Origin of the sequence: Shewanella sp. 10N.261.52.F9 (genome assembly GCF_041471165.1) — a bacterium.
GTDB classification, from domain to species: Bacteria; Pseudomonadota; Gammaproteobacteria; order Enterobacterales; family Shewanellaceae; genus Shewanella; species Shewanella marinintestina.
This window is the reverse complement of the sequence record NZ_JBFRNX010000038.1, coordinates 1-23070: the sequence shown is the minus strand read 5'-3', so window position 1 is coordinate 23070 and position 23070 is coordinate 1. Positions and strand designations below refer to the sequence as shown.

Below are 23070 nucleotides of genomic sequence, written 5' to 3'. Positions count from 1 at the left end.
TAAAGGCGGCATCCTGAGATGCCGCTTTTTTCTTCGGTAATGCTCGCTAAAAATACCATTCGCAATTATTGAGTATGGCTCGTAAACTAGCACTATTCGCGTTTAACCAGACCTAGATTAATGGAGTGATTTTTTGTCAAATAAGTTAACCACGCTCAACCTATATTTGGAGCCTGCTGAAACTCGCAGACTCGCGTCGCTTTGTGGCCCGTTTGATGACAACATTAAACAGCTAGAACGTCGTATTGGCGTTGAGATAAGCTACCGTGACAATCACTTTCAAATTGTAGGAGCCCCGCGAAACTGCTTAACTGCAAATAATCTGTTAAAAGATCTTTATATTGAAACTCAGCCAGTTAAAGGCAGTACACCAGATTTAGAGCCTGATGCAGTGCATATTGCGATTCAAGAAGCGATTGCACTGGATATGGAAGCGCCTAGAGATGAAAGCGAACTCTATATAAAGACTAAACGAGGGGTGATTAAACCACGAAACCCCAATCAAAGTGACTATGTACGTAATATTGTTAATCATGATATTACCTTTGGTATCGGCCCTGCTGGCACAGGTAAAACCTACCTAGCCGTTGCTGCCGCAGTTGATGCTCTAGAGCGCCAAGAAGTGCGCCGTATATTACTCACACGCCCAGCGGTAGAAGCCGGTGAGAAACTCGGTTTTTTACCCGGCGACTTAAGCCAAAAAGTGGATCCTTATTTACGTCCACTCTATGACGCCTTATTTGAGATGATGGGATTTGAAAAGGTTGAACGTTTAATTGAACGTAATGTCATTGAAGTCGCACCGCTTGCCTATATGCGCGGTCGTACATTAAATGATGCCTTTATTATTCTCGATGAGAGCCAAAATACCACAGTTGAGCAAATGAAAATGTTCCTGACACGTATTGGTTTTAACTCACGAGCTGTGATTACCGGTGACATTACCCAAATAGATTTACCTAAACATCAAAAGTCTGGCCTACGCCATTCTATTGAAGTCCTTGGCGAAGTGGATGAAATCAGCTTTAACTTCTTCCAAGCTAAAGATGTTGTGCGCCACCCAGTGGTTGCAAGAATTGTCGAAGCTTATGAAGCATTCGAGCTAAAATCACAGTCAAGTAAAGGCAATAAAGATAGCCAATACCAATTACAGGAAACTGCTAACCATGAGTGATAATCAGCCGATTATCGATCTTGATGTTCAAATCGCTGTGGAAGGATTTACACTTCCTTCTTCTACAGAATTGGAACTTTGGGTAAAAACAGCAATCAGAGATACTATGAGTGAGGCCGAGTTGACGATTCGTATCGTCGAAGTCGAAGAAAGCCAATCTCTAAACAGTACATATCGAGGTAAAGATAAACCAACTAATGTGTTATCTTTCCCTTTTGAAGCTCCACCGGGCATTGAACTACCATTATTAGGTGATTTAGTGATTTGTGCGGCGGTAGTAGAGCAAGAAGCTATTGATCAAAATAAACCCCTAATCGCACATTGGGCACACATGGTTGTACATGGTTGTCTCCATCTGCTAGGGTATGATCATATTGAAGATGTTGAGGCTGAAGAGATGGAGTCATTAGAGACCCAACTAATTGAAAGCCTTGGTTATATTAATCCTTACAAGGAGCAATAATTGGCTCATTTGAGCCAGGAAAACACTATGAGTGACGATATCCCACCGAGTACTAACGCCTCTAAGAAGGGCTGGTTAGACAAAGTAAGTCAGTTGTTCCAGGGCGAACCGAAAAATCGCGAAGACTTAGTAGACGTAATTCACGATGCAGAACTGCGTGAAGTGATTAGCGTAGACACTCGCGAAATGATTAAAGGTGTTTTAGAAGTTTCCGATCTACGTGTACGGGATATTATGATCCCACGCGCACAGATTGTGGCTATCCAAATTGACGACACTGTAGAAGAAGTATTATCTACCGTGATCGGTTCAGCACACTCCCGTTTTCCAGTAGTCAATGAAGACAAAGATCATATCGAAGGCATTTTGCTTGCGAAAGATTTGCTTCAGTATGGCTTTAAAAACAACGAGCAGCCATTTGAGTTACGTCAAGTGATTCGACCTGCAGTTGTTGTTCCTGAAAGTAAGCGTGTTGATGTCTTACTAAAAGAATTCCGTTCTCAGCGATACCACATGGCGATAGTCGTCGATGAGTATGGCGGAGTATCTGGTTTGGTAACCATTGAAGATATCCTCGAAGAGATTGTTGGTGATATTGAAGATGAATTTGATCATGACTCTTCTGAAGAGACTGAAATCAAACAAGTTGCTAAACAAGTATATATGGTGAAAGCACTAACGCCTATTGACGACTTCAATGAGGCTTTTGGTACTGAGTTTAGCGACGAAGAGTTCGATACTGTTGGTGGTATGGTGTCCCATGCATTTGGTCATCTACCTGAACGTGACGAAAAAGTCATGATCCAAGATATTGAATTTAAAGTTGTTAGCGCTGATACCCGTCGCTTAATCCAACTACGAGTAAAGTTCCCTGATAACGCTCATGGCAATGATGAGTCGGTTGCTTAGCAACTAAATTAGTTATCACGACCCAATGATGAGGCTGTATGCTGAATAAACTTCGGGCATTAGCCCATCATCCGCGCTCGAAAATGGTGCTAGCCTATGCGGCTGGCGCCACTACTGCGCTCTCTTTTGCTCCTTATTCTATTTGGCCTTTGTACCTTGTAGCATTAGCTTTTGTTGTACATCAAAGTAGTAACTTAACACCTAAACAAGCATTTAAATACTGGTTAGGCTTTGGCTTTGGTTGTTTCTCCGTTGGGATCAGCTGGGTCCATGTCAGTATGGATACCTATGGCGGTATGCCACTTGTCGCCTCTATAGCCTTAATGGCATTACTTGCACTGTATCTAGCACTTTACCCTGCCCTTGCAGGTTATTTGATGCAAAAGCTTGCCCCAAAAACATCGCTACTGCGTAATTTACTGGTATTCCCTGCCCTTTGGACAATAACTGAATGGCTACGTGGTTGGGTACTTACCGGTTTTCCTTGGTTGTGGGCTGGTTATAGTCAAACTGAAGGACCATTAAAGCCTATCGCTTCGATGTTTGGCGCCTTAGGTTTGAGCTTTATTATTGCTTTACTAGCAGGCGCTTTAGCCCTGTTAGCAGTTAAACGCTGGCAAAGTTTAGCCGTAGCAGTGCCAATGTTGGCTACGCTGACGCTGATCGCACCAATGACCTCTCAAGTCGAGCCTAACGGCGAAACCATCAAAGTTGCATTGGTTCAAGGAAACATTCCCCAAAGCATGAAATGGGAGCCAGATGCTCTATGGCCAACTATGCTCAAATATATGGATCTATCACGGCCAGAACTCCTCGAAAGCGACCTCGTGATTTGGCCAGAAGCGGCTATTCCTGCGCCAGAATATATGGTGCAAGACTTTCTCGATAATGCGAATAAAGTTGCTAACTTAAACAATACGGCCATTATTACAGGCATTATTAGCCATCGTGCTAATGATTTTTATAACTCATTAATTGTTTTAGGTAATTACAACTACAAGCAACAATCTGAGGCTGATTATTTAGGTGATGGTAGTAATGAATTTAAAAAGCATCACTTACTTCCAATTGGTGAGTTTGTGCCGCTAGAGTCACTGTTGCGACCTTTAGCACCCTTTTTTAATCTTCCGATGTCATCATTTGCTAGAGGCGACTTTACTCAACCTAACCTCAACGCAGTTGGTCACCAAATATCACCCGCTATTTGTTACGAAATCGCTTTTCCTGAGCAGCTGCGCGCCAATATGAATGACAATACAGACCTGTTAATGACAGTGTCTAATGACGCCTGGTTCGGTACCTCGAATGGTCCATTACAGCATATGGAAATAGCGCAAATGCGCTCAGTAGAGTTAGGTCGCCCATTAGTGCGAGCCACCAATAACGGCGTAACCGCGGTTGTTGATGAGCAAGGCAACATTACCGATAGCCTGCCACAATTTGAGACAGGTGTATTAGTAGCGGACATTAAACTCATGAAAGGACACACGTTATTTACAACTTTAGGACAATGGCCAGTATTGATATTGAGCTTCTTACTTGCATTTGCCGCATTTATTAGAAGTAAACAATAATGATAAAAACCTCACTGACTAAAGGATTTACGCTGATTGAGTTGGTTGTTGTGATTATTATCCTCGGCATTTTAGCCAGTGTTGCAGCACCTAAATTCATCAATTTATCGAGCGAAGCAAGAAGCGAAGCTATTGAGCAGATTAAAGCCAGTAGCCAAACAGCTAATCAATTTGCCTATGCCAAATCGCAAATACCGGGAACAGCAATAAAACCACATGCCTACCGTAACGATATCGTAGACATCGATCTGGACGGCGATGGTAGCTTTGAAACTCGCTTACTTTCAGGATACGTAGATAACACTCACATTGATAAGCTCCTCGAGCTTGATGATATTTTCATCATTGAAGAGCAAGGAGTGAACTTCACCTATATCGGTTATGATGACGATGATGATAACAAGGTCAGTGACGATCTCTGTTACTTTAGATATCAACAAGCTACAGCTAATAGTTCACCGGTTTATTTAACTGTCAACGATGGTTGCTAAAAGCAACAAAATAGCGACACCCTGAGGTGTCGCTATCGGCGGTTAATTGCAAAACCAAGTAAGATTAACCGTATCGTTCGCAACTATGGCGCTAAAGCTTCTCGGGTAAACTCGTTATTATCGCACTCAGTACAGTCCGATAATATTCCAGGGAACGCCACTTTCGACTCATGTCCGCACGCTGTACATACCATAGTACCTTGGCCAACAATCTCACCACTTTCGTAATAGCCATGATGTTTAAAGTCTTGTGCAACCTCATGCCACTCAACCTGACTACGGTCGGTAATTTCGCTTAACCAGCGCCATAACGTATTTTCTACCGTGATGACGGTTGGGCTGTGGCTTAAATCGTTGGCATTTTGCTCTTGTAAGAAACTAGCAATGTCACGTTTTAAAAATTGTTCGACTAAAGCCAGCTCTTCTTCCTTTGCCTGCTGCTTTATTGCCAAGTATTGTTTACTAGCTTGAACCTGACTATACAAACTCTTTACAGTCAAAGAGTTATCGTCATTGTATTGAGTTTTAATGTGCTCAATTAGTGCTTCATACAGCGAAAGTAATGCGCTACTTTGGTCACTCATGGTAAATACTCCTTCAACGAACCTTTTTAATGACTCACTTCTAGTTTATTCTATGTCGATATAACTCGCGCTGATATAGCGCTAGATCAAACAATGGGCGGCATGGCCGGAAATAGATTGATGCAAGAGCAATATACTCCTTCAGAAATTGAAGCTAAAGTGCAGCAGCACTGGCAAGACACGAAAACATTTGAAGTTACCGAAGACGAAAACAAAGAAAAGTATTATTGCCTTTCTATGTTCCCGTACCCGTCAGGCCGGCTACACATGGGTCACGTACGTAACTACACCATAGGCGATGTTGTGTCTCGTTACCAACGCCTGCAAGGTAAAAATGTGCTTCAACCTATTGGTTGGGACTCTTTCGGTCTGCCTGCTGAAAACGCAGCTATTAAAAATAGCACCGCGCCTGCACCTTGGACATACGAAAACATTGACTACATGAAGAACCAGCTAAAAATGCTTGGTTTCGGTTATGACTGGTCACGTGAAATTGCTACTTGTACGCCAGAGTACTATCGCTGGGAACAGTGGTTCTTCACTAAGCTTTATGAAAAAGGTCTAGTTTACAAGAAGACCTCTTCAGTTAACTGGTGTCCAAACGACGAAACGGTTCTTGCTAATGAGCAGGTTATCGACGGTTGCTGCTGGCGCTGTGATACCACTGTTGAGCAAAAAGAGATCCCACAGTGGTTCATTAAAATCACTGAGTACGCAGAAGAGCTACTTAACGATATTGACACGTTAGAAGAGTGGCCTGAGCAAGTTAAGACCATGCAGCGTAACTGGATTGGTCGTAGTGAAGGTATCGAAATGACCTTCCAAGTTGCAGACAGCGATCAGAGCTTTGATATCTACACTACTCGTCCTGACACAGTAATAGGTGTAACTTATGTTGCTATCGCAGCGGCTCACCCATTAGCAGAGCAAGCGGCTGCCAATAATCCAGCTCTTGTTGAGTTTATTGAAGAATGTAAAAACGCTGACACCACTGAAGCTGCTATGGCTGCAATGGAAAAGAAAGGCGTTGCTACCGGCCTTAATGCTATCCACCCAATCACGGGCAAAGAAGTGCCTATTTGGGTAGGTAACTTCGTACTGATGAACTACGGTACCGGCGCTGTAATGTCTGTTCCTGCTCACGATCAACGTGACTATGAGTTCGCTAAAAAGTACGGCCTAAACATTGAAGCAGTTGTTAAGCCTGCAGACGGTGAAGTCGATATTAGCGAAGAAGCTTACACTGAAAAAGGTGTGCTATTTAACTCGGCAGAGTTTGACGGTCTTGATTTCCAAACTGCCTTTGATGCAATCGATGCCAAACTAACAGCTGAAGGCAAAGGTAAGCGTCAAGTTAACTTCCGTCTACGCGATTGGGGTGTTTCACGTCAGCGTTACTGGGGTGCACCAATTCCAATGGTGACTTTAGCTGATGGCACTGTGATGCCAACCCCTGAAGACCAACTACCCGTTATTTTGCCTGAAGATGTGGTCATGGATGGTATCCAAAGCCCAATCAAAGCAGATAAAGAATGGGCCAAGACCACGATTAATGGTCAAGAAGCTTTCCGCGAAACTGATACCTTTGATACCTTTATGGAATCATCTTGGTACTACGCGCGCTACTGTAGCCCACATGCAGATGAAATGCTGGATCCTGCAAAAGCTAACTACTGGTTACCAGTAGATCAATACATTGGTGGTATCGAGCATGCTTGTATGCACCTATTGTACTTCCGTTTCTTCCACAAGTTACTGCGTGATACAGGCTTAGTGAACTCTAACGAGCCAGCTAAGCGTCTGCTAACTCAAGGTATGGTACTAGCTGATGCTTACTACTATAACAACGAAAAAGGCGCACGCGTATGGGTTGCTCCATCTGATGTCACAGTACTAGAAACTGATGACAAAGGCCGTACCGTTAAAGCCGTAGACAGCGAAGGTCATGAACTGGTTTACACCGGCATGAGCAAGATGTCTAAGTCTAAAAACAATGGTATCGACCCTCAAGAGATGGTTGATAAGTACGGCGCAGATACCGTTCGTCTATTTATGATGTTTGCTGCACCACCAGAGCTGACACTTGAATGGCAGGAATCTAGCGTTGAAGGTGCACATCGTTTTATTAAGCGTTTGTGGAAAACTGCACACGATCATATTGCTACAGGTCCAACTGCAGAGCTTGACGTTAAGTCACTAAACGCCGCTCAAAAAGAACTACGTCGCGAGCTACATAAGACAATTGCTAAAGTAGGTGATGATATTGAGCGTCGTCAGATGTTCAACACCGCAATTGCATCTGTCATGGAGCTAATGAACCGTCTGCAAAAAGCACCTACAGAAACAGAGCAAGATAAAGCACTTATGCAAGAAGCTTTGAACGCTGTGGTACGCTTGCTTTACCCAATCATTCCACACACTTGTTTTAGTCTTTGGAATGAACTGGGCAACCAAGGCGCAATTGAAGATGTACTTTGGCCTGAAGTTGACGAGTCTGCACTAGTAGAAGACAGCAAGCTAATCATCGTTCAAGTAAACGGTAAACTGCGCGCAAAAATCACTGTTGCTGCAGATGCGAGCAAAGAAGAAGTTGAGGCTGCCGGTATGGCTGAAGAAGGTGTGATTAAACACACCGAAGGCAAAACCGTTCGCAAAGTTATCTACGTACCGGGCAAACTGCTCAACATCGTGGCTAACTAATCCTTCTGAAACAAGGAAGACAAATCAAAGCTTATGCTAATTAAACGCATACTTTTAGCAACCTTGGCACTGAGCGTATTGCTCAGCGCCGGTTGCGGCTTTAGATTACAGGGCAGCTACTCTATTCCAGAGCAGCTGCAAACCTTGAGTCTAAGCAGCCAAGACGAATATAGCGAACTGACACGCTTAGTGCGTGAACGACTTCGCTTAAACAGTATTGCTGTTGTCGCACCTAGCGATGATATTCCCGCACTACGCATTATCAATGACTCTCTAGATCGTTCTACCTTGTCAATCTACCCAACCGGTAATGTTGCAGAGTATGAACTTATCTATCAGGTGAGTTTTGCCGTACAGCTACCAGAGGCTGAATCTCAGCGTTTTGATGTCGCAATCCATCGTGACTATCTTGACGATCCGCGTACCGCTTTAGCAAAAAGCCGTGAAATGGAACTATTGCTAAAAGAGATGCGTATCCAAGCTGCCGACAGAATTGTTCAAACTCTGGCTTCCACCGAGGTTAATTAATGCGGGTCTACCCAGATCAGCTAGCGCGTCAACTTGCTCCATTGCCTCAGTGTTGCCTCATATTTGGTGACGATCCGTGGTTATGTGAGCAAAGTCGTGGCGCACTTCATGCTGAAGCTAAACGCCAAGGCTTTGAGGAAAAAATCCAATTAACCCAAGAAACAGGCTTTAGTTGGAACGACCTTTATGAGCAGTGGCAGGCGATGAGCTTATTCTCAAGTCGCCGCATTATTGAATTAACGCTTCCCCAAGCCAAGCCAGGGACTGATGGCAGCGCCATGCTGCAAACATTAATGCAGATGGACAATCCAGACGTATTACTGATCTTAACCGGCCCCAAACTGGCTGCAGAGCAAACAAAGAGTAAATGGTTTAAGAGTCTCGATGCGAAGGGAGTTTATGTTCCTTGTACCACGCCAGAAGGCAGCCAATTTCAACGTTGGCTTGACAACCGTATAAACCACTATGGTTTATCATTGGCCCGCGATCCACGAGAAATGCTGTTTGCTCTTTACGAGGGGAATTTACTGGCTGCTGATCAAGCATTGCAACTATTGCAATTACTCAGTCCAAATGACCCCATTAGCTGTGAGCAACTAGAACAGTACTTTGAAGATCAATCTCGTTTCAGTGTGTTTCAACTGACCGATGCCATGCTCAATAACCAACAAGACAAGGCACAACATATTCTTTCACAACTTAAGAGTGAAGGAGTAGCCATGCCAATTATCTTATGGTCATTGTTTAAAGAGCTAGCGGTATTACTGCAATTAAAAACAGCGTTAAATAATCGTGAATCACTGCAAGGCCTTTGGAGCAAGCTGCGTATTTGGGACAAGCGTAAACCTATTTATCAAAATGCGCTTAATCGCCTTGAGCTAGCCCATATTGAAACTCTTCTCGCTGGTGCTTCGGCTATTGAGCTTAAGCTCAAACAACAAGGTATTGAAGATTGGACAGGCTTTAGTCACTTGAGTTTACTGTTTGATCCACGTGCCCACGCTAAGCTTGCGCATATCGTATTAGACTAATGAAAATTGGTATTTTAGGTGGTACATTCGACCCCATTCATTATGGCCATATTCGCCCAGCTAAAGAGATCCAGCGGCAACTCAAACTTGATGAGGTTTGGCTTATGCCAAATCACATCCCCCCTCATAAACAAGGCACTCATGTCACCACACAAAATAGGTTAGCTATGGCTCAGCTTGTTTGTGATGAATTAAGTAATTTTAAATTATGTGATATCGAAGCTAAACGTAATACGCCTTCTTACACCGCGCAAACACTCAGTCAATTAACCAAGCTTCACCCTGAACACCAGTTTTACTTCATCATGGGAATGGACTCATTTCTAAACCTTGAGCAATGGTACCAATGGCAGCAGTTATTTGAACTATGCCATATCGTTGTCTGTAAACGCCCAGGATGGGAACTAACAAATCGCGACCAAAGCTACACGTTATTATCATCTCGCCTAGCCACACTTAAAGCTTCTAAAAATGACCACTCGAATGTGGGTAAGATATTTATGCTGGATGTAACAGAGCAAGATATATCATCAACTGAGATCCGCCAGCAACTTGCACTCGGTAACATTCCCGCATCACTTCCCGAACCTATTCGAAGCTATATTCAGCATAATCAGCTTTATCTGCCTGACAGTAATAGTAATTAACAATAAACCCCACTTAATCGCAGATATTTATAAGTAAGAACTATTAATCTAGATCTGAAATACTGCTATACTATCGCGCTGTCTTAAAATTAATGGGGTACCAGCGTGGAAAGCGCAGAGTTAAAGCAATTTGTAATCGATAAGGTTGAAGACCTTAAAGCTAAAGATATCGTTGTAATGGACGTATCTGAGAAATCAAACATCGCCGATTTTATGGTGGTATGTACTGGTAACTCAAAAACACACGTTAAAGCAATCGCTGAAAACCTAGTGGTTGAAGCTAAGCGTGCAGGCCTGCACATTCTAGGTGTCGAAGGTCGTGAAAGCAGCGAGTGGGTTCTTGTGGACCTAGGCGATGTTATTATGCACGTAATGCAAGATCAAACTCGTGACTTCTACCAACTTGAAAAACTTTGGTCAGAAAAGCCTGAGTAATGAAGATTCAGTTAGTCGCAGTTGGAACCCGCATGCCAGATTGGGTTGAAACAGGTTTCAAAGAATATCAGCGCCGCTTCCCTAGAGACATGGCGCTTGAGTTAATTGAAATCCCCGCTGGCAAACGCGGTAAAAATGCCGATATAGCTCGCATCCTCCAAAAAGAGGGCGAGTTAATGTTGGCAGCGATTCCTAAAGGGAATCATATCGTCAGCTTAGATTTACCTGGTAAAAACCTCACCACACCGCAATTAGCACAACAAATGAATAAGTGGCTACTCGATGGCCGCGATGTTAGTTTGTTAATTGGTGGTCCTGAAGGTTTGTCGCCTGAGTGTAAACAAGCCGCAGCGCAAAGCTGGTGTTTATCAGCCTTAACCCTACCTCATCCTTTGGTACGAGTGATTGTAGCCGAAAGCCTTTATCGTGGCTGGAGCATTAATAATAATCATCCTTACCATAGAGAATAATATCGACACCCTATTAAACTAAACAGACCTTAACAGGATTAGGATATGTGCTTGGCACCCTTTTTTAAGCAGGAGAGAATGTAAGTGTCCCCAAGAAAGCGCATAACCATGAACGACCACGCGGCCGAAGCGTCGCTATTTAAAAGTCGTGCTCTGTTTACGTTTTTATGTGTGTTTATCCTGCTGAGTTTATTGCTGGTTAATCTTTACAACCTGCAAATCACTTCGTTTCAAGACTATGAAACACGCTCTAATGACAACCGTATCCGTGTTGTTCCTGTTGCGCCAAGTCGCGGACTTATTTACGATCGTCATGGTCAATTACTAGCAGAAAACCAGCCATTCTTTTCATTAGAAATGGTGCCAGAAAAAGTTAAAAATGTCAGCGACACTTTAGATGAACTAAGTCAGGTAATTGACTTATCTGCAGATGAAAAAGCTAACGTACTTGACGCACTTAAATATCATCGCCGCTTTAAACCACTGACGATTAAAAATAAACTGACTGAAGAGCAAGTTGCCGAATTCAGTGTTAACCAGCATCGGTTCCCAGGTATTTCTGTTGATGCAGGCTTAAAGCGTCACTATCCATACAATGGTCTAATGACCCATGCGCTTGGTTATGTGGGCAAAATTAATAGTCGAGATCAAGACTCGCTTGTACGCAATAACCTTTGGGCAAACTACGCTGCCACTAAAGATATTGGTAAACAAGGTATCGAGAAGTTTTACGAAAGCATGTTGCTTGGTAAGCCTGGTCACCTTGAAGAAGAGGTCAACAATCGTGGCCGAACTATTCGTATTTTGAAATCTGAGCCGCCAACACCCGGGCAAGATATCTATCTAACATTAGATTTAAAACTGCAGCAAAAAGCGCTGGAGTTACTCAATGGCCGTCGTGGTTCAATTGTGGCAATTGATCCACGTGATGGCGGTATTCTCGCACTAATTTCAAGCCCAACTTATGACCCAAACCAGTTTGTGCATGGCATTAGCAGCAAAGCTTATAGCGAGTTATTGAACTCTAAATCACGCCCACTGATTAACCGCGCCACTCAAGGGCAATATGCACCAGCATCAACAGTAAAACCGCATTTAGCACTATTAGGCTTGGAAAATAAAACCGTTACCGCAAAAACCCGCATTTGGGACCCAGGGTTTTGGCAAATCCCAGGCGTTGAACGTAAATACCGTGACTGGAAACGTTGGGGCCATGGTTGGGTCGATGTGAATAGCGCTATAGTAAGCTCTTGCGATACTTATTTTTACGATCTTGCTTATAAAACAGGGGTCGATGCCATTGCTAACTTTATGCAGCCATTTGGATTTGGTGAGCGTACAGGGGTCGATATTTTTGAAGAATCTGCCGGTATTATGCCGTCGAAAGACTGGAAGCGCCTACGCTATAACCAACCTTGGTATATAGGTGACACTATTTCAGTTGGTATCGGTCAGGGTTACTGGACAACGACCCCACTGCAACTTGCTAATGCAACCGCTATTTTAGCGAATAATGGCCGCCGCTTTGTGCCACATATGCTTAAGTCTATTCAAGATCAAACCGCCAAAATAGACACGCCGCCAGATGAGCTGCCACCCATTGTATTAAAAGATCCAAAAAACTGGGACATCATCAACGAAGCCATGCGTGACACCGCGCATAAATCTCGCTTTACCGACGCACGTTACACTGCAGCAATGAAAACCGGTACTGCACAGGTATTTAGTGTCGCCCAAGGCGAAGAATATGATGCTGACAATATTGATGAACGCCTACGCGATAACGCATTGATTATTGCCTATGCCCCTTATGAAAACCCTAAAATCGTCCTGGCGGTCGTGCTTGAAAACGCCGGTTGGGGTGGCGTAAACGCAGGTCCAGTTGCTCGCGCTTTACTCGACGAGTATTTGTTAAGAGATTCATGGAATAAAACAGAATGAGTGCACACAACTCTCGACCAAACATATGGCAGCGATTACACATAGACTTGCCATTATTGCTTGGCTTATTGGCATTGATGGCCTTCGGTCTAGTGGTTATTTACTCTGCGGGCGGCGAAGATCTTGCGCTAATGGACAGGCAATTATTCCGTATGGGTTTGTCGCTTGTCGTAATGTTTGCCGTTGCCCAAATTAACCCTGAGGTCCTCAGGCGCTGGGCGTTTCCAATTTATATTACCGGCATTATCTTACTCATTGGCGTGCACTTCTTTGGTGAAATAAACAAGGGCGCCCAGCGTTGGTTAAACCTTGGCTTTATGGAGTTTCAACCATCAGAGCTAATGAAACTCGCCTTCCCGATCACTATGGCATGGTATATAAGTAAGTTTCCGTTGCCGCCGAAAAAGCGCTATCTAGCGGGTGCCGGAGTGATCCTGCTAGTACCGACACTTTTAATCGCCAAACAGCCCGACTTAGGCACCTCTATCCTCGTTGCCGCTTCAGGGATCTTTGTCCTCTTTTTATCAGGGATGAGCTGGCGTATTGTCGGTAGCTTTATTGGTAGCGTGCTGGCAATGTTACCTGTGCTGTGGTTTTTCTTAATGCATGATTACCAGCGCACTCGAGTACTCACATTGCTTGACCCAGAGAAAGATCCTCTCGGGGCCGGATACCATATTATTCAATCTAAGATTGCCATTGGCTCTGGCGGACTATTTGGTAAAGGCTGGCTGCAAGGTACGCAGTCGCAGCTAGAGTTTTTACCTGAGCGACACACTGACTTTATCTTTGCCGTTATCGGTGAAGAGTTTGGCTTAATAGGCGCTTTACTGCTACTTGCTCTGTACCTTTATATTATAGGTCGAGGTTTGGTTATTGCCTCACGTGCCCAAACCAGTTTTGCACGCTTGCTTGCAGGAAGTATTACATTAACTTTCTTCGTTTATATTTTTGTGAATATTGGTATGGTTTCAGGCCTTTTACCTGTGGTTGGTGTACCTTTACCATTAATCAGTTATGGTGGCACATCGATGCTGACATTGATGGTAGGTTTTGGCATCTTAATGAGTATTCACACTCATCGGCGTTTTATTGACAGATAGCAGCTTGCTATCTGCCTAGATTTTATTATTGATAGCATTATGGTGCATCGAAGTGCTCTAACCATAATGCCTATCAACCACTAAGGATTGCTAATTGATGACCCTTTTCAAACGTATTTTTGCACCTTTAGCGCTAACATTTCTTTCCTGCTCGGCCGCCGCTGCGCCAACCGATAGCGACATTGAAAAACTCAAATCAGAATTCATTAAGACTCAAGCTGAAAAAGGCTTCAATACTGAAGCAACAGCAAGTTTTATTGCTAACGCAGAATACAACCAAGCGGTTATTGATGCGATGACCAAGCCGTGGGAAGCCAAGCCTTGGTACCAGTATTACCCGATATTTTTGACAGAAAAGCGCTTAGAGAAAGGGTTAGCCTTCTGGAACGAGCACGCTGACATCATTGATAAAGCCTCGAAAGAGTTTAACGTCGATCCGCAAATTATTGTCGCTATCATAGGTATCGAAACTTTTTATGGCGGTTACATGGGTAACTACCCTGTAAAAGACGCCCTCTATACCTTAGGTTTCCATTACCCTCCTAGAGCAAAGTTTTTCCGCAGTGAATTTGCCAATTTACAATCTCTAGTAAAAGAAGAGAACTTAGAACTTAATAGCCTTAAAGGCTCTTACGCTGGCGCCATGGGCTTTGGTCAATTTATCCCATCAAGTTATCGCCATTACGCTGTCGACTTTGATAAAGATGGAAGCCGTGATCTACTTAATAGTAAAGCCGACGCCATTGGCAGCGTTGCCAACTATTTTCATCAGCATGGCTGGCAAAAAGATCAACCTGTCACCTTACAATTAACCTTGAATAAAGATTTACCTGATACGGTAAAGACTTGGTCTGGTGAAAAACTACATTACAAGGTTGCCGATATTTTATCGCCAGATGTTGCACTTGCTGAATCTATGGATCTAGATGTGAAACAACCAGCCTTAGTCGTAAAGCTTGAGCAAGCCGATAATGATGAATATTGGTTAGGTCTTAAAAACTTTTACGTTATTACCCGCTACAACCGCAGCCCGCTTTATGCCATGGCGGTTTACCAGTTTAGCCAGGAATTAAAGAAAGCTTATGCTACGCAGTAATACCCTTATCGCTTTAATATTCACCGCCACATTAGCAGCTTGTTCAAGTGGTGGTCGTTATGATATTGACAACGATAAAGCACCAACATCCGCGCCGGACGTTACTAAGGTTGAAGATGCTCACCCCAAATATGAGCCCTATAGCCGTGGCGGCAACAAAAGCTCTTACACTGTATTAGGCAAAAGCTATCAGGTTATGCCCTCTGGTGAAGGCTACGCAGAAAAAGGAATTGCCTCTTGGTATGGTGCTAAATTTCATGGCCACCTTACATCAAATGGTGAAACCTATGACATGTACTCTATGTCAGCTGCCCATAAGACCTTGCCATTACCGAGCTATGTCAAAGTCACCAACCTTAAAAATGATAAAACCGTTATTGTTCGAGTCAATGACCGCGGCCCATTTCATGAAGATCGAGTGATCGATCTGTCATACGCTGCGGCCCACCGACTCGACATGTTAAAAACCGGCACTGCCAATGTCAGTTTAGAAGTCATTTATATCGCGAATCCTGAATCCGCGGCATTAGCCGAACTCAAGGGCACTGAACTGCACTTTATTCAAGTTGTTGCTTCTTCAAATAAAGCCAGAGTTGAAAGCTTGGCCAAAAGTTTAGAGCAAAAATATAAAGTTAAGACTCGAGTACAAAGTACCAATAACTTGTATCGATTACAGTTAGGCCCTATAGGCCAGCAACAGCTAGCAACTAAACTGACGGAAACCCTGAAACAGGAAGGTTACCCTAATAGTTATCTGCTGACTGAATGAACCAAGATTAATGAACCAACGCTGAATTCCATTGTCGACTAATGTTATACTCGCGGAATTACACTTTCTTCATACCCAAACTATTAAGACGTGCATTATTAATATGAATTTACTGAACAAACCATTGAAAACGCTTTTGCTCGCGAGCTCTGTCGCCGTATTGTCAGCACAAGCCGCCCCAGTCGTCACCCCTAATGCACCAACTGTAGCAGCCAAAGCTTACGTGCTAATGGACTACAACACCGGACAAATCATTGCTGAAGAAAATGCTTACGAGAGCTTAAACCCAGCAAGCTTGACCAAAATGATGACAAGTTACGTTATCGGCCATGAAATCAAAGTCGGTAATATCTCGCCAAGTGACGAAGTGACTATCAGTAAAAATGCATGGTCAAAAAACTTTCCTGACTCGTCAAAAATGTTCATTGAAGTCGGTAAAACAGTATCGGTTGAAGAGCTGAACAAAGGCATTATCATCCAATCAGGTAACGATGCTTGTGTTGCTATGGCTGAGCATATTGCAGGCACTGAAGATGGCTTCGTTGATTTGATGAACTCTTGGGCTAAGCAGCTAAATATGCAAGACAGCTACTTTGAAAATAGCCACGGTTTAGATTCTGACAACCACAAAACGACTGCTTACGATATGGCCATTCTTGGCGCAGCGATCATTCGTGACGTGCCAGAAGAATATGCGGTATATAGAGAGAAGTCATTCACTTATAACGGCATCAAGCAATACAACCGTAATGGCTTACTATGGGATAAAAGCTTAAATGTAGACGGTATTAAAACAGGCCACACTTCAGGCGCTGGTTTTAACCTAGTCACCTCAGCAACGAAAGACGGTATGCGTCTTATCTCAGTAGTTATGGGTACCAAGAGCGAAGCTGCTCGTAAAGCTGAAAGTAAAAAACTGCTTAACTATGGTTTCCGCTTCTTTGAAACGGTTACTCCATATTCAGCTGGTGACACTTTCGTTACCCAAAAAATCTGGTACGGCGATCGCGAAACGATTGACCTAGGTGTAGTGACAGATACACCAATCACCATCAGCCGCGGACAAGCTAAAAATCTTCAAGCAAACTTTGAACTAACCAAAGAGCTGAAAGCACCAATTGCTAAAGGCGAAACTGTTGGTCGCATATACTTCCAGTTAAATGGTAAAGATATTGCTCAGTTCCCTCTTGTGACTCTACAAGAAGTCAACGAAGGCAGCTGGTTCAGCCAGTTAATGGATTACTTCAAGCAGATGTTTGCAGGCTGGTTTAGCTAATTAACGTCAATATTTTAAAAGCCACCTTCGGGTGGCTTTTTGCTTCTATAGCAATCAAGTTATTTCTAATTGCGAAAGCAATGCCTATACCACCGAAAAAATTCTCCTTGAATTGTGATGCGTTATAACCAGTAACTTGTTATAAAAAAACTAAAAATCATCGATGGTTAAAATCCTTTAATAACCCTGACAATGATCAAATATTTATTTCACTTGGTATTAGGTATAATCGTCACCATATTATGTATTAATGAAATCTTCGAGAGCGAAAAAATGTTAGATACAAAATTTGATGAGTTAATGGAATTCCCAGCATCATTCCCTTTTAAAGTTGTTGGCGATGCTAGCGATACATTAGAAGATCGTGTGGTTGCTGTAGCACAAAGCCTAGCGCCAGGTGACTACGCTCCATCAACTAAAGCGTCAAGTAAAGGCACTTATTATTCAGTGACCATTCGTATTACAGTGACAAGCAAAGATCATATCGAAAAGCTATACACTCAACTTGCTGCAATTGATGGCGTAAAACGCGTACTGTAAATATTACTCATTACTGATAAATGTGATCTAGATTACATTTATCATTTTGACGCGTATAATAGGCCGCACAAATATTTGAGGGGAGAGGTTGCCCTTGTACGACAACGCTTTGCATATTCGCCATTTAGGCAAGCAAGATTACGAATCGGTATGGCACGCCATGCAAAACTATACTGATAACCGTGATGAAAACAGTCAAGATGAGATCTGGATTGTTGAACATAATCCAGTATTTACACAAGGCCAAGCAGGCAAGAGTGAGCACATCCTAAACCCAGGTGATATACCTGTCATTCAGGTTGATAGAGGCGGTCAAGTGACTTACCACGGGCCAGGACAACTTGTTGTCTACCCTCTCCTCGATATTAAGCGTCTAAAAGTCGGTGTACGTCAGCTCGTCACCCACATTGAACAATGTATCGTCAATATGCTCGCGCGTTATCAGGTTGAGGCTTATGCCAAAGCTGATGCCCCTGGTGTGTATGTTGATGAGCGAAAAATAGCATCCTTGGGTCTTAGGATCCGTAAAGGGTGCTCTTTCCATGGATTGGCCCTCAATGTCGATATGGATATGGCGCCATTCCAGCGTATTAACCCATGTGGTTACGCTGGTATGGAAATGATCCAATGCAAACAGCTCGGTGGACCACAAACTGTCGAAGAAGCAGGTCTGCAACTGATTGAAACCCTCAGCCAAGAACTCGGTTTAGAAAAGCTAGTTCACCACCAAGGATTACCAGAGTCATATGAATAGGCCTGAAAGATTACAACCTGGCGTAAAGCTTAGAGACGCAGACAAGGTTTCACGCATCCCTGTTAAAGTGGTGCCATCTGAACGCGACACCATGTTAAGAAAACCTGACTGGCTTCGTGTTAAGCTGCCGGCTTCAAATCAGCGTATTACTGAGATCAAGCAAGCACTGCGTAAAAATGGTCTGCATTCTGTTTGTGAAGAGGCTTCATGCCCTAACCTGTCTGAGTGTTTTAACCACGGCACCGCAACATTTATGATTTTGGGTGCTATTTGTACTCGTCGCTGTCCATTCTGTGACGTAGCCCATGGCCGTCCATTAAAGCCTGATGCTGAAGAGCCAAAGAAATTAGCTCAAACAATTAAAGACATGAAGTTGAAGTACGTTGTTATTACTTCAGTTGACCGTGACGATTTACGAGATGGCGGTGCACAGCATTTTGCCGATTGCATCCGTGAAATACGTTTGCTTAACCCAGAGATTAAAATTGAAACTTTGGTTCCAGATTTCCGCGGTCGTATCGATGCAGCACTTGAGATCTTAGCGACTGAGCCACCTGATGTGTTTAATCACAACCTAGAGACTGCGCCAATGCATTACCGCAAAGCGCGTCCAGGTGCTAATTATCAATGGTCACTTGATCTATTGAAGAAATTTAAAGACCGCCACCCAAATATTCCAACCAAATCAGGTTTGATGATGGGTCTAGGCGAAAGCAATGAAGAGATAGCACAGGTATTACATGACTTGCGCGCTCACAATGTAGAGATGCTAACACTAGGTCAATATTTGCAGCCATCAAAATTCCACTTACCTGTTGAGAGATACGTATCACCAGCGGAATTTGACGAGCTAAAAGAACTCGCTGAAAGCATCGGCTTTACCCATGCAGCTTGTGGTCCATTAGTGCGCTCAAGCTATCATGCAGATCTTCAAGCACAGGGCAAAGAAGTTAAATAACACTTTGCTGCGAGAAAATTGACAGATATAAAAATAGCGCCCTTTGGCGCTATTTTTATATCTGTTTCTCAATCAGCCCGCCGGTTGACAGTTTAGAGTGGCAACTGCATCAATATCGCATCTTCGCTACCAGTGTCGGTCTTATAATAGCCCTTGCGTACACCTGTGGTTTCAAAGCCTAACGCCGCATATAAAGCCCTAGCTGTGGTACCAGATTGCCTCACCTCTAACAGTAATATCTCAGCACCTTTAGCTGTGGCCGCTGCGATAACTCTGCTTAACAAGGCTTTACCAAATCCTTTTCCCTGACAAGCAGGATCAACGCAAATATCCATCAAGGTCGCATCTTCAAATATTTGATGCAAAATCGCGAAGCCACAAAGCGTGTCATCCTCTATCACGCCAAAACTAGTGTAGAGATGACCAAAACAGCTTCTAATAGTTGCCTCACTCATTGGGTGAGAGTGCGCTCTCGCAGCAACAGCAGCCATTTGCAACGACATGTTATCATCGAGCAATACAAGTGACATTAACTACCCTTTTTAAGCATATAAGCCTGCATATTAGCCCACAGCGCTTTTTTAGCTTCAACGTTAGTTTCTAGCTCATTGATTGGCGCCGAAATTAACCTATCATCGCTTTCTACCGCCTGCTTACCACGCATATCCCAAATAACCTTGGCAGCAGGCTCTGCACGGGCAGCGAAACGACAATGCTCAATATCAACACCGATAAAACTAAGTACGGTCGTAAATAATAGACTATCAACTTCTTTTAGGCGCAAAGGATTAACTAGTATGGTCATAATATCAGCCTGAGGGACAGCTTTTTTCCAGCGGGTAATGCCCATGGCATCGAGGTAAGCATTTTTTTCCATGACAACTCAATCAAAGCAGCGATGATGATATAGCGAAAGCATAACAGCTAGTTGCTACAGAGTTAACCTGCATCTACTAATAAGATTCAGTCTACAGCACACTCATATACCAATTAATATAAGGTATTACGGCAAATTGCAGATACGAAAAAGCCGAGCTAATGCTCGGCTTTTTCTGAATTTTGGCAGGGGTGGGGAGATTCGAACTCACAACATCCGGTTTTGGAGACCGGCGCTCTACCAATTGGAGCTACACCCCTGTCGACGAAACGCATTATGCGGAAACTCCCCTTAAAGGTAAAGCTTTTTTTATCTAAAGCGAGTCGACTGTGGTTTTTTCAGACAACAAAGCCAAATGCGACAAGCCACGGTCTGTTAGGTAAAATAGCCTGTTGGATAAATGCCCTGAGCACACAGGCTAAGCTCACTGATTAAAACTGTAAACGACAGACGCAAAAAAGCCGAGCTATTGCTCGGCTTTTTCTAAATTTGGCAGGGGTGGGGAGATTCGAACTCACAACATCCGGTTTTGGAGACCGGCGCTCTACCAATTGGAGCTACACCCCTGTCGATGAGATGGATTTTGCTAAATATTGAGTAAAAGGTAAAGTACTTTTTTACCAATAACGACCGCCTGCAGGTTTTTCGAACGCTTAGAGGGTGTTTTAATCACTTTTTGCTGCAAAAGCGAAATAAAGACCACTTACAACACGAGCTGTTGCTATTAGTTAAACACAACATAGATGACCTCAAAGCTACAACAGCACAAGTCTGTGTGACTTATATTATGACATCCTCTTACTAACACAAAGCAATGACAAGTAACTCAATTATGTTTGTTAGCAAGCAATCCTATTCAACAATAAGAAAATAACTAATTGTTCTAACAGTTCAACGGTTATTGTCAAAACGCCCCCATACTTATCATTATAAATGATTTACTCCTTTAACAGCTGATATGGCCTGGTAAGAATGGAGAGCGTAATAGTTCTCTGGTGACGCAGCTAAACTGCACTTTAGTGGCTCAGAGTAACCTAGCCTAATACAGTAGGTTAGAATCACACTCATACAAGCTTAAAAATAATATACACCCTAAATCGACGTAGGAGGTGTCTATTAAGCAGGTGCATATAATCACTATCGGTTTGCATAGCAAACACATAGGGTGAAAGCCCGGCGCTTTGAATACGCATTATTCAGCCCCTCAGCTTTAAGTGAAGAGTGACGCAGAGAAGCGGTGACCGCCAAGGATGGCGGAAGTGTCGATATCGTCTGGAACATTTATCGACCGACGTCGACTCTTTACTACTAAGAATGGCATTTATGCCGACTTGAAGTGAAGCCGTCACCTTAACGGCTAGCTGTATTCTATATAAGTTAGCGTTCAGTATTTTAAAAACACCCAAACGCAAAAAGCCACCTTAATAAGGTGGCTTCTTCACTTAATTTAAAGCCTGGAAATGGCCAGCCTCGAACAAGTTCTCCGCGATCTATAAGTGCATGAAGCTAAGCTTCATAAACGCACTCACTTCGCCCTACTATTTATTATGCCCTCTGGGTACACATGGTAGTGATACATGCTGAGCATGCGGTGTTTATTTCCCATGTTCGAGTAATACCAATCAGTATAAGAAGTTGATCTACTCAGAACGTTTTTTGGCAACTAATTCAAGGCAAATAACTGAAAGAATGGTTATTCCCTTGTGAAGCTATTTAACGCAGAAGTAGGCAGCCAAAAACGCTCCAGAATGACGAGTTTTAGCGGTTCTGATACTGCGTTAACGAGCTTAAACGTAGAATAACTATGCTCTTCACTCGTTGCCTTGCCTCATAACCGCTAAACTCTCGCTGAGCGACCAAATCTTTATACTGATTGGTATAACCTTTCAAAAACTGAACATACAAAAAAACCAACACTTCGTGCTGGGGCTATTTCGTATATTTGGCGCCTGGAAATGACTTACTCGGTTCGCACAGCGAACACATGGGGGCGAAGAGGCTGCGCTTAAGGTACGAAGTACATTGCAATCTTGTAGCGCGTAGCAGCTGTGACCGCCAAGGATGGCGGAAATGCAGTTATTGCAGGAGCAATATAACTGCCTGCAAGCTGGAGACCTCGCTCAGCGACGGGTTGACGTAGGGGGAAGGTATTTATGCCTACTTTAAGTGAAGCTGCCGCCTTAACGGTTAGCTGTATTCTAGATAAGTTAGCGTTCTGTATTTTTACAAACGCCTAAACGCAAAAAAGCCACCTTAATAAGGTGGCTTCTTCACTTAATTTAAAGCCTGGAAATGGCCAGCTTCGAACAAGTTCTCCGCGCTCCATAAGTGCATGAAGCTAAGCTTCATAAACGCACTCACTTCGCCCTACTATTTATTATGCCCTCTGGGTACACATGGTAATGATACATGCTGCGCATGCGCTGTTTATTTCCCATGTTCGAGTAACCTTACAAAAACTGAACATACAAAAAAGCCCCAACACTGCGTGCAGGGGCTATTTCGTATATTAGGCGCCTGGAAATGACCTACTCTCACATGGGGAGACCCCACACTACCATCGGCGATATTGCGTTTCACTTCTGAGTTCGGAATGGATTCAGGTGGTGCCACAACTCTATGGTTTCCAGACAAATTTGGTAAATTTGAAAAGCTGTGCCTTCAAAAGAGAGTGTCTTTTAAATGGCTTTTAAATTAATTCTTGAGTTCAAACACACATTAAGTGCTTCATTCTAATTTTGTCTTTAGAA

The 23070-nt window shown here is 43.3% G+C and carries 22 protein-coding genes, 2 tRNA genes and 1 rRNA gene; 19 read left to right on the top strand and 6 right to left on the bottom strand.

The features are described from left to right. The first annotated feature begins 133 nt into the window (after positions 1-133). From AB4298_RS20490 to AB4298_RS20470, 5 genes are read left to right on the top strand one after another with little or no spacing between them, the layout of a single operon-like run. Positions 134-1174, top strand: a complete 1041-nt coding sequence (locus tag AB4298_RS20490; RefSeq protein ID WP_371988204.1) for a PhoH family protein — start codon at positions 134-136, stop codon at positions 1172-1174. Continuing rightward, a complete protein-coding gene (gene ybeY / locus AB4298_RS20485) occupies positions 1167-1637 on the top strand; it encodes an rRNA maturation RNase YbeY (RefSeq protein ID WP_371988202.1) in 471 nt (156 codons plus the stop codon). The genes AB4298_RS20490 and ybeY overlap by 8 nt, the downstream gene beginning before the upstream one ends. 27 nt (positions 1638-1664) lie before the next feature. Further along, positions 1665-2546 carry a CNNM family magnesium/cobalt transport protein CorC gene (corC, locus tag AB4298_RS20480; protein ID WP_248998737.1) on the top strand — a complete coding sequence of 294 codons (882 nt, stop codon included), beginning with the start codon at positions 1665-1667 and terminating at the stop codon, positions 2544-2546. Between the two features lie 38 nt (positions 2547-2584). Then, positions 2585-4120, top strand: a complete 1536-nt coding sequence (lnt, locus tag AB4298_RS20475) for an apolipoprotein N-acyltransferase (protein ID WP_371988200.1) — start codon at positions 2585-2587, stop codon at positions 4118-4120. Then, the gene (locus AB4298_RS20470) at positions 4120-4611 is read left to right on the top strand and encodes a type II secretion system protein (RefSeq protein ID WP_283107233.1); all 492 of its coding nucleotides are present in this window, start codon (positions 4120-4122) and stop codon (positions 4609-4611) included. Before lnt ends, AB4298_RS20470 begins: the two co-directional genes overlap by 1 nt. An 83-nt stretch (positions 4612-4694) precedes the next feature. Here the strand turns inward: AB4298_RS20470 and AB4298_RS20465 are convergent, their stop codons facing one another. Then, a complete protein-coding gene (locus AB4298_RS20465) occupies positions 4695-5195 on the bottom strand; it encodes a zinc ribbon-containing protein (protein ID WP_248998739.1) in 501 nt (166 codons plus the stop codon). Between the two features lie 120 nt (positions 5196-5315). Between AB4298_RS20465 and leuS the strand changes: the two genes are divergently transcribed. From leuS to lipA, 14 genes are all read left to right on the top strand, one after another. Then, complete coding sequence (gene leuS / locus AB4298_RS20460) at positions 5316-7895, top strand: leucine--tRNA ligase (protein ID WP_371988208.1); 2580 nt, start codon at positions 5316-5318, stop codon at positions 7893-7895. 33 nt (positions 7896-7928) lie between these two features. Then, positions 7929-8423, top strand: a complete 495-nt coding sequence (locus tag AB4298_RS20455) for an LPS-assembly lipoprotein LptE (protein WP_248998740.1) — start codon at positions 7929-7931, stop codon at positions 8421-8423. Further along, entirely contained in the window at positions 8423-9454 is a 1032-nt protein-coding gene (holA, locus tag AB4298_RS20450) for a DNA polymerase III subunit delta (RefSeq protein WP_371988197.1), read from the top strand. Before AB4298_RS20455 ends, holA begins: the two co-directional genes overlap by 1 nt. Further along, positions 9454-10101: a nicotinate-nucleotide adenylyltransferase gene (nadD, locus tag AB4298_RS20445; protein WP_371988195.1), complete on the top strand. Its 648-nt coding sequence runs from the start codon at positions 9454-9456 to the stop codon at positions 10099-10101. The genes holA and nadD overlap by 1 nt, the downstream gene beginning before the upstream one ends. Positions 10102-10206: 105 nt before the next feature. Beyond that, positions 10207-10536 carry a ribosome silencing factor gene (gene rsfS / locus AB4298_RS20440; RefSeq protein ID WP_248998743.1) on the top strand — a complete coding sequence of 110 codons (330 nt, stop codon included), beginning with the start codon at positions 10207-10209 and terminating at the stop codon, positions 10534-10536. Beyond that, positions 10536-11006: a 23S rRNA (pseudouridine(1915)-N(3))-methyltransferase RlmH gene (gene rlmH / locus AB4298_RS20435; RefSeq protein ID WP_248998744.1), complete on the top strand. Its 471-nt coding sequence runs from the start codon at positions 10536-10538 to the stop codon at positions 11004-11006. Before rsfS ends, rlmH begins: the two co-directional genes overlap by 1 nt. An 84-nt stretch (positions 11007-11090) precedes the next feature. Then, complete coding sequence (gene mrdA / locus AB4298_RS20430; RefSeq protein WP_248998745.1) at positions 11091-12947, top strand: penicillin-binding protein 2; 1857 nt, start codon at positions 11091-11093, stop codon at positions 12945-12947. Next, positions 12944-14050 carry a rod shape-determining protein RodA gene (gene rodA, locus AB4298_RS20425; RefSeq protein WP_248998746.1) on the top strand — a complete coding sequence of 369 codons (1107 nt, stop codon included), beginning with the start codon at positions 12944-12946 and terminating at the stop codon, positions 14048-14050. Before mrdA ends, rodA begins: the two co-directional genes overlap by 4 nt. Positions 14051-14147: 97 nt before the next feature. Further along, entirely contained in the window at positions 14148-15146 is a 999-nt protein-coding gene (gene mltB, locus AB4298_RS20420) for a lytic murein transglycosylase B (RefSeq protein ID WP_371988192.1), read from the top strand. Then, complete coding sequence (locus AB4298_RS20415; RefSeq protein WP_248998748.1) at positions 15133-15915, top strand: septal ring lytic transglycosylase RlpA family protein; 783 nt, start codon at positions 15133-15135, stop codon at positions 15913-15915. Before mltB ends, AB4298_RS20415 begins: the two co-directional genes overlap by 14 nt. A 103-nt stretch (positions 15916-16018) precedes the next feature. Continuing rightward, entirely contained in the window at positions 16019-17191 is a 1173-nt protein-coding gene (locus AB4298_RS20410; protein ID WP_248998749.1) for a serine hydrolase, read from the top strand. A gap of 273 nt (positions 17192-17464) precedes the next feature. Continuing rightward, positions 17465-17731 carry a DUF493 family protein YbeD gene (gene ybeD, locus AB4298_RS20405; RefSeq protein WP_248998750.1) on the top strand — a complete coding sequence of 89 codons (267 nt, stop codon included), beginning with the start codon at positions 17465-17467 and terminating at the stop codon, positions 17729-17731. Between the two features lie 94 nt (positions 17732-17825). Continuing rightward, entirely contained in the window at positions 17826-18485 is a 660-nt protein-coding gene (lipB, locus tag AB4298_RS20400; RefSeq protein ID WP_220780089.1) for a lipoyl(octanoyl) transferase LipB, read from the top strand. Then, entirely contained in the window at positions 18478-19443 is a 966-nt protein-coding gene (lipA, locus tag AB4298_RS20395; RefSeq protein WP_371988189.1) for a lipoyl synthase, read from the top strand. Before lipB ends, lipA begins: the two co-directional genes overlap by 8 nt. A 92-nt stretch (positions 19444-19535) precedes the next feature. On the opposite strand, the gene rimI is transcribed toward lipA, so the two are convergent. From rimI to rrf, 5 genes are all read right to left on the bottom strand, one after another. Further along, the gene (gene rimI / locus AB4298_RS20390; RefSeq protein WP_371988187.1) at positions 19536-19973 is read right to left on the bottom strand and encodes a ribosomal protein S18-alanine N-acetyltransferase; all 438 of its coding nucleotides are present in this window, start codon (positions 19971-19973) and stop codon (positions 19536-19538) included. Continuing rightward, positions 19973-20320, bottom strand: a complete 348-nt coding sequence (locus AB4298_RS20385; RefSeq protein ID WP_371988185.1) for a hypothetical protein — start codon at positions 20318-20320, stop codon at positions 19973-19975. The genes rimI and AB4298_RS20385 overlap by 1 nt, the downstream gene beginning before the upstream one ends. Positions 20321-20503: 183 nt before the next feature. Continuing rightward, positions 20504-20580: transfer RNA gene (locus AB4298_RS20380), tRNA-Trp, on the bottom strand. Positions 20581-20810: 230 nt separating this feature from the next. Continuing rightward, positions 20811-20887, bottom strand: a tRNA-Trp gene (locus AB4298_RS20375). Between the two features lie 1948 nt (positions 20888-22835). Then, a 5S ribosomal RNA gene (rrf, locus tag AB4298_RS20370) occupies positions 22836-22951 on the bottom strand. Positions 22952-23070 lie beyond the last annotated feature (119 nt).